Origin of the sequence: Bacillus sp. FJAT-29814 (genome assembly GCF_001510715.1) — a bacterium.
In the GTDB taxonomy this organism is placed as follows: domain Bacteria; phylum Bacillota; class Bacilli; order Bacillales; family Cytobacillaceae; genus Neobacillus.
The window spans coordinates 274,852-287,298 of record NZ_LMTJ01000004.1; the positions used below are offsets into that span (position 1 = coordinate 274,852).

Sequence of the window (12,447 nt, forward strand, 5' to 3'; positions counted from 1 at the left end):
AACCGGAGAATTTCCGCCTAATGTATAGTTTGGCGGCTTAGGAAGCGAAAATAGGCGGAGATATTCCGGTTAACTACTTTAAATAAGGCAAAATTCAAAGATTTTGACCATATAAGCGGAAAATCTCCCCTTATTTTTAGGGAAATATGGGTATTTCCCAATTTAAGCGGAATTTTTCCGCTTATTTAAAAAGCACCCCCACCCCAACCTATTTTAGATTCCGCAGCAGCACCCGGTACAGTTTATCATCCTGGTCATCGGGATTGCCGCGGCCGTCAGTGTTGTTACTGACGAAGTACAAATACTCACCGTCGATATACACGTCACGGATGCGGCCGAGTCCAGTGATAACCGCCTTTGTCCGGCCCTTCTCAAGATCAAATTCGCGGACAGCATTGCCGCGTAGTGCCGCGACATACAGCTTGCCGTCCTTAGCAGCCGCCATCCCCGACGGCGCCCACGTTTCCTCGCCCGATTGAAACAGCGGCGTCGCCATGCCAGCACGCTTTTCCCGACCCTCGATCTTCGGCCAGCCATAATTGGCCCCCGGTTTGATCAAATTAATCTCATCATGCGCTGACTGCCCATGCTCGCTGGCATACAGCGTCGAGCCAAGCCACGCCAGCCCCTGCGGATTCCGGTGGCCGTAGCTGTATACATAAGAATCTCTACCAAAGGGATTATCAACAGGAATACTCCCGTCCAAATTCATCCGCAAGATTTTACCGTTAAGCGAATACCGGTCTTGTGCGGATTTCGGCACGGTGGCGTCGCCTGTCGTTATATACAGCTTACCGTCCGGGCCGACTTTCAGCCGCCCGCCATGGTGGTACGCTGCACTCGGGATTTTATCCAGAAGGATTTCAGTTTCCCACCAAACTGAACCGTCCGTTTCCAACACGACAACGCGGTTAAATTGGTCGTCCCCCTCCAAATAGGTGTAATAAGCGTATGCCTGCTGTGATTCCACAAAATCAGGGGCCGGCACAAACCCCAATAGCCCGGCCTCTGCGGTCTCTGCCAACGACTTTTTCAACTCCACCGGCTGCCGCTCCACTTGACCATCTGCAATCACTGCGATGCTTCCTGTCCGTTCACTGATGTAAAAAGTCTCTTTAACCTTATTAATCGACCAAGGCACAGATAAATGATCCGCCACCTCTTCCACATCATACTGCAGCACAATCGCCTCATCCTCAGGCGGTTCCGTCTCTTTTTTTTCAAAAAAAGCACAGCCTGATGTGATCAGCACCATCAGCAACATTGAACATAACCGCAACATCCGCTTAACCCTTACCCCCTTCACAGACTATAAAACTTCCAAAATCGCCTGCGCCACGCCGCTGTTTTCATTGGTGTCGGTGATCACATCACACATCGATTTAATGACCGGGCTGGCATTGCCCATCGCCACGGCCCGTCCGACTTTTTCAAACATGGACACATCGTTAAAATTATCGCCAATCGCCATCGTCTCATCAAGACCAATCCCGTTTGCATTGACAAACGCCTCAAGAGCAATTCCCTTTTGGGCTTCCTTATGGGTGATTTCAATATTTTCATGGCCGGATTTCGTTACGGTCAATTCCGCAAATCCCGAAAGCGATTCCTGTGCAACAGCCAGATGTTCCTCATCAAACGAGAACGCGAGGAATTTGTAGATTTTGTATTGTTCACTATCGAACAGGACACCATAATCTTCTACTGGGTGAATCAAGTTGTCGCGCAGTCTCGCCCCCGCAGCATATTCAACAAATTCACGGTCCGCTTCTGGATTGGCTGTCAAAACAATGTCGACCATAATGGAAACAGCCTTGGCGGTATCAATTGTGAACGCGCCTTTATCGGTGTAAACTTCATAATAGACATCCGTTTCAGCCAGCCTGGCAGCGATATCCCTTGCAACATCTTTTTCAATCGGCGTAGCCGAAATAATTTCTCCATCTCGCCCGCGAACCTCGGCCCCATTGACACAAATCAGAGGACAGGTCAGCCCGGCTTCATCAAGCACATAAGTTGCCTCCTGGTAGGCCCGGCCGGTGGCCACGACCACTTCAATCCCAGCAGCCTGCGCCTTCAGGATTGCCTGCTTATTTTCTTCACTGACGGTTTGCATCGCGTTCAATAATGTTCCATCCATGTCTGTTGCAATACATTTAATCATAATGGTCTCCTTTAGTTTCATTCATTAGTGCCATTCTAACAGAAATACTAGTTTTACGTCAGATACTTGCTTCCTTCCCTGACGCTTAACGGTGCCAGCCGCTCCCCTGCGATAAACGCCTTGACCGAGGCAGGATTGGATTTCGAATATTCCCGTAACGCCCAGCCAATTGCTTTTTGGATAAAAAATTCCTTGCTGCCCGAGTTTTGTACTATGTATCGATAAAGCAGCTCCTCATCCGTCTGCTGCTTGTATTTCAATTGAAAAAGAATCGCGGCCCGCCGCAGCCACATATTGTCACTGACGGCCCAGCCGTCAATCGTTTCTGTGATCACTTCAGGATATCGGGCGGCTATTTCACCGACCGGCTTGGGTGCAATCGCATCAACACTATCCCACCATGATTTCGTCAGTATCAGTTTTTCCATAAAAGGCAAGTCCGTTTTTTGTAGCTTCTTTAGCGATTTTTCAAGGTAAACAAGGGCAGTATATTGATACTCCCGCTCCTCCTTTTCCCAAAGATCCCAGACAAAATCCTGCTGAAACGGCTCCTTCAAGATCCCCGTTTCCTTGAAAAATTGCTTTTCCAGTTGTGATCGCAGCGGCTTCTTTATCCCGAGAAACGGAAAATGGCCTTTCATATATTTCCGCATTGGACCGGCATTTGCTTCATTTCTATTTTTTTCAAACAGGTTTGTTAAACGGTTAATCGTATCTGACAATGGACTCACTCCCTCTCCTGTTACCTTTTATTGTAAAAAATATCCCGCGCATAAACAATCCCCGTGGCGCCAAACTATTTGTGATAAGGAGGGATTACCAGATGACGAAAAAATATAATAAAGGCAGCCGCAACCAAAACTCGCCGAGAGAAGGGCACGCAGAGGCTGAATTTGCTACCGAATTTGTCAGCGGCGATAACAGCAAAGGCAACAAACGCAATAAGGACCAGCAAAGCAAGACGAATCCTCATAAATAAGACTTGCCGATTAGCGGGTCCGTTACGTCAAAAAATGCCGGGGGACCTCTCCACCCGGCACTCTTTTTTTAACTATTTGCTTCGGCCAATACCTTAATTTCCTCTGCAATTTTCTCATGAATTTTATCGACGACAGAAAAGTCCATCGCAGCGATATAAATTTCCTCAAGCTCGTCATGCAGTTCCTTTGCCTTGGCAAGCCAGCCGGTTGCTTCCTTCATTTTTTGGCGATACTTGGCGGAAATTTTGCTGATGATGTCCGCAAAAATATCATCCGTTCCCGGCTCAATTAAAATTTCGTACATATCAATGATTTCATCGCCGTCTCGGCTCGGGAAATATTCATGCGGCGCCGTGCTGTCAAAGATGGCAATCCCGAGCTCCCGGAAAATCAACATATCGAGGCTGTTCGGGTCAAAGCCGCAATGGTAGATTTCCGTGTCGATACCGCGTTCCTCGGCGGCAGCGGCCAATTTTTTTAGCATTGTCGATTTGCCGGAACCGGGGCGCCCTTTAATAAAATAGCGTTTTGGGATTTCTTCGGTTAGATTCGGGACAAAATCGACGGCACCTGTTGGTGTTGCCGCCCCGAGGAACCGATGGCGAATATCCGGCTTCTTATTCAACTTCATTTTTCCGAAAAACGAATCAATCAATTTGTTCGTCAACTGGTCTGCTTTTTTGAAATCCATGCTGTTTATATAAATTTTTTCCCAATCATCATGTACTTCCAGTGCTTCCTTAAAAGTTGCGTAAGCCTTGGCAAAGGCATCGCTGATTCGGGCGGTCAGCTTTTGAATGGTGTTTTTTTGGGCGGCGAGGGTTTTTGCATCCCACGCTTCACCGAGATTAATATATTCCTCAACGGCCCCGGGCGCCTTTGGTTCAATCACATGCGGCGCTGTGCCGTCAACAATCCCCACCTTCAGGGCGGGAATCAGCACTCCATCAATCGAATTGTTGTCAGACGAGCAATGGAGAAATTCAATATTGTATCCCTTTTCCAGCCACTCGTTGCCAATCTTCCTCATAAGCGAAGACTTTCCGGTTCCAGGTCCGCCTTTTAAAATAAACAAGCGGTCAAGCCCCTGCAGATTGGAATCGTACAAACTGTGAAAGCCCTTGGCGGTATTGCCGCCGGCGAAATAGTTTTTCACTTTTCCTGCCATTCATCAACACTCCCTTTATAAACAACCTTGCCGTTCACGGGGCAAAGCTTCATGAGCCACTGCAAAGATTATGGTCACCATATCTTATGCATCGGGGGTCTATAGGTGAATGCCCATGGAAAAATCTTATTTGATTGGGGTTATCGGCAGGGCTTATTTAATCACGTCAACGAATACCGCGCCGGTTACCTCTTGCAATTGGGCTGGTTTTAGCACGATTTGCATGCCGATTTTACCAGCGCTGACGACCATGGAATCAAGCTTGTTGCAGCTTTCGTCGAGAAAGGTCTTGTATTGCTTTTTCATGCCGATCGGCGAGCAGCCGCCGCGAATGTAGCCGGTCCATTTTTGAATGTCCTTCATCGGCAGCATCTCGATGTTTTTTTCCCCGGCCGCTTTAGCCGCTTTTTTCAAATTTAACTCCTCAAGGACGGGAACGACGAACACATATAGGGTTTTGCTGGCACCCTGAGTGACGAGTGTTTTGTAGACTTCCTTCGGGTCTTTGCCGACTTTTCCCGCAACCGTCACCCCATCGATTTTTCCATCCTTATTGTCATAGGTCAGAACCTCATAGTCGATCTTTTGTGTGTCAAGAATTCGCATTGCATTCGTTTTGGCATGGGCCATGGCGATCATCCTTCTGGTTTTTTTATATATTTTATCAAAAAAAGGGGGTATTTCTAAGCTGGTAGCTGATCTATATACAAGTATTGCAGCTTTATTTACATCTTTTCAGATTTATTTACAACTTATAAGAACTTATTTACATCTTTTAAAATTTATCTACAACTTTTCCACTTTTATTTACATCTGCAATTTCCCTTCAAAAAAAGGGTGTACAGCACCATTACGCACCGTACACCCTTATGGGGGAACACTTTTTTAAAAATCAAACAGCACCTTATGCAAAGCATCATAGGCATTCACATAACCAGCCCCGACTTCCCATGATTCATAGCCTAGCATGCCGGTGGCGGTATCCTGGAGCACCTGTTTGATTTGGTCAGGGGTCAGCGTCGGATCGGCTTCGAGCATAAGAGCGACAATCCCCGCGACGTGCGGCGTGGCCATCGAAGTACCGCTCATCGTAGTATAAAATGGTAGATACTGCGGTTCAACCAAACTAATATCTGTCGGCAGGCCCAGCAACGCCACCGGCCCCAGCACACGGGTAGAGATGATATCGACCCCCGGAGCCGTGATGGATGGCTCATCCTTCCATATCCAAGTTTGGCCGTCCATTTCAAACGTACCGCCAACACCTTTCATACCGCGGGAAGAGAAGTCAGCCAGCTTGCCTTCCTTGTCACCGGCGGCTACCGAAATGACCCATGGGGCCTTGGCATATGGATTATGGGTGTTTTCCCCCGGCCCTTCATTGCCGGCGGCGAACAGGACGGTAATCCCGTTATCATAAGCGGCCTTACTTGCCAGATTAATAGGGTCGTTCGGGTCAAATTCGCCCGAAGAACCCCAAGAATTGTTAATGACACGAATATTGTACCTTTCTTTATTGGCAATGGCATAATCAATGCCGCCGATTCCGTCAAGCACTAGGAGGGCCGCACCGGAACCATAGCCGATTAGGCTAGCCCCAGGGGCAGCACCTTCATATTTTCCACCTGACATCACACCTGTTCCGCCAATAATTCCGGCCACATGGGTACCATGACCTGAGTTGGTATCGGTATTAGGGACACTTTCAATATAGTTGATTGGCACAAGGCCACTAGTTAAACTGCTTAAATTCACGCTTGCCAGCACATTCTGCACCAAGTGGCTGCCGAACTTCAGGTCGCCATGCGTCCCGTCAACCCCGCTGTCATTGATGACTATACCTACCCCTTTACCGGTTAACGGCAACCCGCCATTCGCCTCAGTCATCGCGGCATCGGCCCGGGCTTGATCAACACCGGTCATCGCCGTTGCATCGGCATTATAATACTTTAGCCGTTTATTTAAATAGATTGACTTAACACCCGGTGTCGCTGCAAGCTTATTAATCTGATCTTTGGAAGCCAGCATCCCGGCGATTGGTAATGCCTTCATTGAAATGGCTTTGGTAATCCCCAGCTTTTCCAATAAAGTCAAATTCGCCTTTGTAGGCGGTCCGTCACCTTCAAAGGTTACGACTACCTGTATAGGCTGAATTGCTGTTTTTAATACTTTCGCTAGGTCCAAATCCAGCACAGCAGCAGAAACCACCTCCGCCTTGGCCTTTGATAGATTTGGCAGTACCAGCGATAAAAATAGAGCGAAAATAAGAAATCCGGATAACCACTTTCTCATCTCCAAAACCCCCTTCAGAATCGGTATATCTATCATTGTCCGAAAATTCCAAAGAGAACACCATTCACCAAAGGTAGTAAATCCCTGCAAAACTGGTACTAACTTTTCATCCTACCGAGGTTTTACCCTCCAGAACCAGCCAACCAACTAAAAATTAAAACCAGGCACAAAGCACCTGGTTTTTCCCTGCAAAAGAGCGTTGTCCACCCCACGTGGACAAAACGGCGAAATTGTCTTTTTGTGGTGCCTGACACCACCCTAGCTCAACGGCACCAACTGGTTCTGCACGGCGTAGATGACTACCTGAGATCGGCTTTTGACGCCAAGCTTTTTGAAGATGTTGCTGACGTGGATTTTGACGGTTTTGTCGCTGATGAATAGGGTTCCGGCGATTTCTTTGTTGTTCATGCCTTGGACCAGGCAAAGCAGGACTTCTTTTTCCCGCTCAGTCAGCAGCGAATCGACCAGTTTTTCTTCTTCAACCGCTTCCGCCTTGGGCTGCGTAAAGCCCAGGAACTTCTTTGTCATCGACGGGTGAATCACCGATTGGCCATTGGCCACGGAGCGGATCGCATCGACGACATGCTGGGACGGCGCATCCTTCAGCAAATACCCATCGGCCCCTTCGCGAATCGCCGACATAAAATACTCGTCGTGATCAAACATCGTCAAAATTAATATTTTAATAGACGGGTAAAGCTTCTTAATCACGCTGGTGGCTTCAATCCCATTTTTCTCGGGGATATTGATATCCATCAAAATCACATCTGGCATTGCATCCTTGACCTTGGCAATCGCGTCATTGCCGTTGACCGCCTCGGCGATCACTTCAATATCCGATTCCATATCCAAAATATTTTTTAACCCGTCCCTTAATACAGCGTGATCATCGACTAGCATAAGCTTGATCATGTAGCTCTCCCCCTTCAATCCCCATTCGTGGAACTGTTAACGTAATCTCCGTTCCGGACCCCTCGCGGCTGTCGACCTGAAGCATGGCCTGAATCTTTTCTGCCGCTTCATTCATGTGCAGAATCCCAAAATGCGGATGCTCCCGCGCTTTAATCATCGCCTGAAACAGCGAAAAGCCGCGGCCATCATCCTTCACCTTTAACAAGACATTCTCTTTCTGAAAGCTTAACAAAATGTCAATTCTTGATGCCTCTGCGTGTTTAATTGCATTTTGCACGCTTTCCTGACAAATATCAAAAATAATTTTTTCCACCATCGAGCTTAATTGAAACTCGGGCCCCCGTGTCTCCAGAGAAATCTCGAGCCGGTGTTCCCGCCGGAGCATATTAATCTTTGCCGTAATCGCAGCCAGCAGTCCGACGCGCTCAGTCGGATACGGCCTTAATGCATAAATGGATTCCCGGACCTCTTTCAGGCTTTTTCTTAGCTTCTCGGTACTCTCGACCATCAAGCGGAATGAATCGTCGGGAGCCTTGGTAAATTTCCGCTGCGCCGTTTCCAAATTCATAATCGCACCGGCTAGCGACTGGGCAACCCCGTCATGGATATCACGGGCAATCCGGTTTCGCTCCTCCAAAATCAGCCGTTTCTCCTGTTCGGCAAACAGCAGGCGCGTCTTAATCAATACCGCCAACTGATTAGCCAGCGTCGCAGCGGAGCGATGGTCCTCTTCGCTGAAGCTTCTCGTCCGGACCCGGCCGAATACAAACATGCCGACCAGCTCGCTTTCAATGATGAGCGGCGCATATAACAAAGACCCGACCTCTTCTGTAAAAAAACTGCCTGCAGGGCCTGCATCTTTTTTGGCATATTCATAGACAGTGACCCTGGTGATGGAGTCAAACGCGGAAGCAATATCGTATGATAACTCCGGTTTTTCTATCACCGGGCCCTCGGCAAAGCTCAACTCCCAGCCGGTCTTTTTCTTTTTCCAGAGGGTCCAGGCATCGACATCAATAAATTCCTGGAGATTATTAGCCAAAAAAGTGAGCCAGTCGGTGGCCGCAATCTTTTTATTCAATTCGGAAGAAATGCTGAACAGCGCCTTTTGTTTTGCCTTTTCCCGTTTTAAGTTCGCAATAATCGAGCTTAACAGCGCAAAGCATACCAATGGCGAGAAAAAGAAGAAAAATGAAACTACGTCAATTTGCCCGCGATTTTGACTGCCCAATACATAAAAAAGCAAAAGATAAACAGCAGAAATCAAAAAACTGTTGATCTCTTGAACTGTCTTTCGCTTCCAGACCTTAAGGGGATAAACCTGCGGACGGATCCACAGCACCAGGTCAATAATTAGGTTATTCAATGCATAAAACGGAATAATCACCATACTTACTTGTATCAGACCCTGCAAGACTTTGGATACGTCCTCGAGCGGCAGCACCGGATATACCATCTGGCTAAATAAATGAGCTAAATAAAAGCTGACAATGTGCATCCCAGGGTTAAACAGAATAATCCTCAAAGGGCGGCGTTCAATAATGTTCACCGCTGCGACAATGATTCCGTAAAAAACGAGCGTATTGGCAAGTCCGTCGATGACATAGATGGCGTAAACAAGGGAAAACGAAATGGTTACTGTTCCATTCCAAACAGGCAAAGGAAAATACTCGACAATAAATAAGAATAATACCAGTAGCGCAAAAATCATCGCATCATGGGGGATCGATAATTGAGTCAGTCCGAATTGAAGGAAAATCCACCCGCCAATCAATGTTATCAGCAGCAAAAACTGTCGTGACAGCTGCTCTCGTTTTTTCAAAAATCCAGAATCATTCATGGCGACGACCCCTTCTATTTTGTTACGGATTACAAAATTTTCAGTTAACTAAAGTTTAAATGATTTAACCGATGAAAACAATCGGGAGATATCTCATCTAACAAGCCACTGGCTAATTTAATCAAAATAAAAACCCAGACCGGTCTAATGAAACACACTGACCGAACTGGATTCTCCAAACCGGGGACGGTTCGTATAAAATATTATGTCATAATCCGTGCCATTCATTCTATTTGGCAAAAGCATTATTCTTGCCATACTACCTTAGTACTAACATAAAAATTGCCACAAAATCACCCAAAATCTGTCACTCTATTGTCACTCTATTAAACCATAATTATAGTAAACTTAAATTAACAGAAGATTAACAAATAACTTATTAACTTTAATAACAGGGTTTATGTGAAATTCATCACAAATTAAAATCCTTTCGAATAGACTAATTTTTTGACAAGAGGTGGTCCAAATGAAATACGATTTAGTCCTGCTCCATGCTCCCAGCGTATACGATTTCCGAAAAAACTCCCTGCTTGCCGGCCCGATTAGCGATGTTGTGCCATCATCACCGGTATTCGAGATGTATCCAATCGGCCTAACTAGCATTGCCGACTATTTGGAACAATATGGGCTGCGGGTGAAAATTATAAACATTGCCAACCGGATGTTGATGAGCGACAACTTTGATGTCGAAAAAAAGCTGCGAAAAATCAAAACCCGGGCGTTCGGGATCGACCTGCATTGGCTGCCGCACGCTCACGGAAGCATTGAGCTGGCTAAAATCGTCAAATCCCTGCATCCGGAAACACCGATTGTCTTTGGGGGCTTATCGTCCACCTATTATCATAAAGAATTAATCCAATATCCATTTATCGACTTTGTCTTGCGCGGCGACTCCACGGAAAAGCTGATGCTCCTATTGATGAACAAGCTGGAAACGGGAAATACCCACTATGCCGATATTCCAAACCTGACCTGGAAAAAGGGCAGCGAAATCGGCTATAACCCGATTACCTACGTGCCGAAGGATTTGGATGATATCGATGTCCCTGGCTACCGTTATACGGTCCGTTCCGTGTTCAAGTACCGCAACTTCCTTGATCCGCTACCATACAACGGCTGGCTGCAATACCCGAACACGGCGCTGTTGACCGCCCGCGGCTGTACGCAAAACTGCTTGATTTGCGGCGGATCGCGTGAGGCTTATGACCAAAACTGCAACCGCAATTCACTGGCCCTAAGGTCGCCGAAAAAGCTGGTTGAGGACATTCAATTTATTTCACGGTTCAGTCGAGCGCCGATTTTCATCTTGCATGACCTGCGCCAGGGCGGACGGGAATATGTCGATGAATTTTTCAGCAGACTTAAGCAACTGAATTTGAAAAATGAAATGGTGTTTGAACTGTTCCAGTATGCCGATGAAGACTATTTTAGAAAAATTGAAGAAAGTGTACCGAATTATAGCATCGAGATTACCCTGGAAACGCATGACGAAAAAATCAGGCGCTATAACGGAAAATTCAGCTGTACGAACGAAAAGGTCATCGACACTTTGAAATTCGCCCTTAAGCATAGCTGCAAGAAAATTGACCTGTTCTTCATGGTCGGGATCCCGGATCAGACATATGCAAGTTGCATCGAGAACATTGATTTCTGTGAAACGATTCATCTTGCCTGCAACAAAGACCAAAGGATTTTCTACTTTGTCGCACCGCTTGCCCCGTTCCTGGACCCTGCAAGCCCGGCATTTGAGCATCCCGAAATCCATGGCTACAAGAAATTCTGCCATACGCTCGAGGACCACCGGAAGGCGATTACCCAGCCTTCATGGAAGCATATGCTCAGCTTTGAGACCAAGCACTTAACCCGAGATGATATCGTCAATGCCACCTACGAGTCAGCCTATAAATTAAATGATTTTAAATTAAAATACGGCCTCATCGACCAAAAAGGCTATGAGGAGATTAAAGCCAAGATCGAAAAATCGCAGGCCTATATTGAAAAAATCGACCACATTCTGGCGCTGCCGGAGTCGGAGCAGGCTGTACCACTGGCCAACCTGCAAAAGGAAATTGAAGAGCTGAATAAATACAGCATCTGCGGCAAGAACGAGCTGAAATGGGAAGTCCAGAAGAACTATGCCAACTTCTTCTCCCTCGCCATGGTTGGCTTAGAGCAACTGTATGTCGAGTACAAAAACAAAGTAAAACATGCCTTGAGTCCAAAGCTGCGCTATCAGTTTAAGCTCGAACCGGAGCGGCAAAAGGCGAAAATGTAATAAGCAAGTTTTTTGGCCGCTTGGTTCCGAAAGGAAAAGGTATCGGAGAAATTCCGATACCTTTTTGTCTAGCTCCAGCGCCTAGGCGCTTCCGCTTTTCTCTTTTAATGCCCACCCAGGTAGGCCTTTCTAATTTGGTCGCTTTGCCCAAGCTCTGCGGAAGTGCCGGCAGCGACTATTTTCCCTGTCTCAATGACATAGGCACGGTTGGCAATAGATAACGCCATATTGGCGTTCTGCTCGACCAGCAGGATTGTCGTGCCGGTCTGGTTGTTGATTTCTTCAATGATTCGGAAGATTGTTTTGACGAGCAGCGGCGCCAGACCCATCGACGGCTCATCCAACAGTAGCAATCTCGGGCGGGCCATCAACGCGCGACCCATGGCGAGCATTTGCTGTTCCCCGCCGGAAAGCGTCCCCGACAGCTGCTTGCGGCGTTCGTGCAGCCTTGGAAACAACCCATACACTTTTTCAAAGTCCTCGCGGATGCCCTGTTTATCCTTGCGCAAATAGGCACCCAGTTCCAAGTTCTCTTCGACCGACATATTAGCAAATACACGGCGGCCTTCCGGAACATGTGAGATACCCCGTTTTACAATTAACTGCGGCACTTTTCCGGCCACATGCTCATTTTCAAATAATATTTCCCCAGTTTTCGGTCTTAACAGACCCGAAATCGTTTTTAGCAGCGTGCTTTTCCCGGCGCCATTGGCTCCAATCAAGGTGACAATCTCGCCCGGATTGATGTTGAGGGTAACCCCCTTCAATGCATGAATATTTCCGTAATAGACATTGATATCATTGATTTTCAGCATA

Annotated in this window: 11 protein-coding genes; 2 read left to right on the top strand and 9 right to left on the bottom strand. The window is 47.0% G+C overall.

The genetic code is table 11. The features are described from left to right. Positions 1-208: 208 nt before the first annotated feature. Genes AR334_RS11645 through AR334_RS11655 form a run of 3 tightly spaced genes read right to left on the bottom strand, consistent with a single transcriptional unit; the run spans position 209 to position 2,886 of the window. Positions 209-1,264, bottom strand: a complete 1,056-nt coding sequence (locus tag AR334_RS11645; RefSeq protein ID WP_253701282.1) for a sorbosone dehydrogenase family protein — start codon at positions 1,262-1,264, stop codon at positions 209-211. 45 nt (positions 1,265-1,309) lie between these two features. After that, positions 1,310-2,164, bottom strand: coding sequence for a Cof-type HAD-IIB family hydrolase (locus tag AR334_RS11650; RefSeq protein ID WP_066310312.1), 855 nt, complete (start codon positions 2,162-2,164; stop codon positions 1,310-1,312). A 53-nt stretch (positions 2,165-2,217) separates the two neighbouring features. Further along, positions 2,218-2,886 (bottom strand): DNA alkylation repair protein, encoded by a 669-nt coding sequence (locus AR334_RS11655; protein WP_301337163.1) that lies wholly within the window; start codon positions 2,884-2,886, stop codon positions 2,218-2,220. 101 nt (positions 2,887-2,987) lie between these two features. Between AR334_RS11655 and AR334_RS29920 the strand changes: the two genes are divergently transcribed. Continuing rightward, a complete protein-coding gene (locus AR334_RS29920; RefSeq protein WP_172799211.1) occupies positions 2,988-3,143 on the top strand; it encodes a hypothetical protein in 156 nt (51 codons plus the stop codon). 68 nt (positions 3,144-3,211) lie between these two features. On the opposite strand, the gene AR334_RS11660 is transcribed toward AR334_RS29920, so the two are convergent. The 5 genes from AR334_RS11660 to AR334_RS11680 form a co-directional block, all read right to left on the bottom strand. After that, positions 3,212-4,312 carry a PRK06851 family protein gene (locus AR334_RS11660; protein WP_066310313.1) on the bottom strand — a complete coding sequence of 367 codons (1,101 nt, stop codon included), beginning with the start codon at positions 4,310-4,312 and terminating at the stop codon, positions 3,212-3,214. A 153-nt stretch (positions 4,313-4,465) separates the two neighbouring features. Beyond that, positions 4,466-4,942 carry a Cys-tRNA(Pro) deacylase gene (ybaK, locus tag AR334_RS11665; protein WP_066310322.1) on the bottom strand — a complete coding sequence of 159 codons (477 nt, stop codon included), beginning with the start codon at positions 4,940-4,942 and terminating at the stop codon, positions 4,466-4,468. Positions 4,943-5,197: 255 nt separating this feature from the next. Then, the gene (locus AR334_RS11670; RefSeq protein WP_066310324.1) at positions 5,198-6,604 is read right to left on the bottom strand and encodes a S8 family serine peptidase; all 1,407 of its coding nucleotides are present in this window, start codon (positions 6,602-6,604) and stop codon (positions 5,198-5,200) included. A gap of 258 nt (positions 6,605-6,862) precedes the next feature. Next, the gene (locus AR334_RS11675) at positions 6,863-7,516 is read right to left on the bottom strand and encodes a response regulator transcription factor (protein ID WP_066310327.1); all 654 of its coding nucleotides are present in this window, start codon (positions 7,514-7,516) and stop codon (positions 6,863-6,865) included. Beyond that, complete coding sequence (locus tag AR334_RS11680; RefSeq protein WP_066310330.1) at positions 7,491-9,356, bottom strand: GAF domain-containing sensor histidine kinase; 1,866 nt, start codon at positions 9,354-9,356, stop codon at positions 7,491-7,493. Before AR334_RS11680 ends, AR334_RS11675 begins: the two co-directional genes overlap by 26 nt. A gap of 466 nt (positions 9,357-9,822) precedes the next feature. On the opposite strand from AR334_RS11680, the gene AR334_RS11685 reads away from it, so the two are divergent. After that, entirely contained in the window at positions 9,823-11,631 is a 1,809-nt protein-coding gene (locus tag AR334_RS11685; protein ID WP_066310339.1) for a TIGR04190 family B12-binding domain/radical SAM domain protein, read from the top strand. A 104-nt stretch (positions 11,632-11,735) separates the two neighbouring features. On the opposite strand, the gene AR334_RS11690 is transcribed toward AR334_RS11685, so the two are convergent. Further along, positions 11,736-12,446: an ABC transporter ATP-binding protein gene (locus AR334_RS11690; RefSeq protein WP_066310342.1), complete on the bottom strand. Its 711-nt coding sequence runs from the start codon at positions 12,444-12,446 to the stop codon at positions 11,736-11,738. Position 12,447 lies beyond the last annotated feature (1 nt).

Coding starts and splice junctions, on each gene's coding strand:
- AR334_RS11650 (WP_066310312.1), bottom strand. CDS start 2,164: ATGATTAAATGTATTGCAACAGACATGGATGGAACATTATTGAACGCG.
- AR334_RS11685 (WP_066310339.1), top strand. CDS start 9,823: ATGAAATACGATTTAGTCCTGCTCCATGCTCCCAGCGTATACGATTTC.
- AR334_RS11690 (WP_066310342.1), bottom strand. CDS start 12,446: ATGCTGAAAATCAATGATATCAATGTCTATTACGGAAATATTCATGCA.
- AR334_RS11670 (WP_066310324.1), bottom strand. CDS start 6,604: ATGAGAAAGTGGTTATCCGGATTTCTTATTTTCGCTCTATTTTTATCG.
- AR334_RS11645 (WP_253701282.1), bottom strand. CDS start 1,264: ATGTTGCTGATGGTGCTGATCACATCAGGCTGTGCTTTTTTTGAAAAA.
- AR334_RS11660 (WP_066310313.1), bottom strand. CDS start 4,312: ATGGCAGGAAAAGTGAAAAACTATTTCGCCGGCGGCAATACCGCCAAG.
- AR334_RS11680 (WP_066310330.1), bottom strand. CDS start 9,356: ATGAATGATTCTGGATTTTTGAAAAAACGAGAGCAGCTGTCACGACAG.
- AR334_RS11675 (WP_066310327.1), bottom strand. CDS start 7,516: ATGATCAAGCTTATGCTAGTCGATGATCACGCTGTATTAAGGGACGGG.
- AR334_RS29920 (WP_172799211.1), top strand. CDS start 2,988: ATGACGAAAAAATATAATAAAGGCAGCCGCAACCAAAACTCGCCGAGA.
- ybaK (WP_066310322.1), bottom strand. CDS start 4,942: ATGGCCCATGCCAAAACGAATGCAATGCGAATTCTTGACACACAAAAG.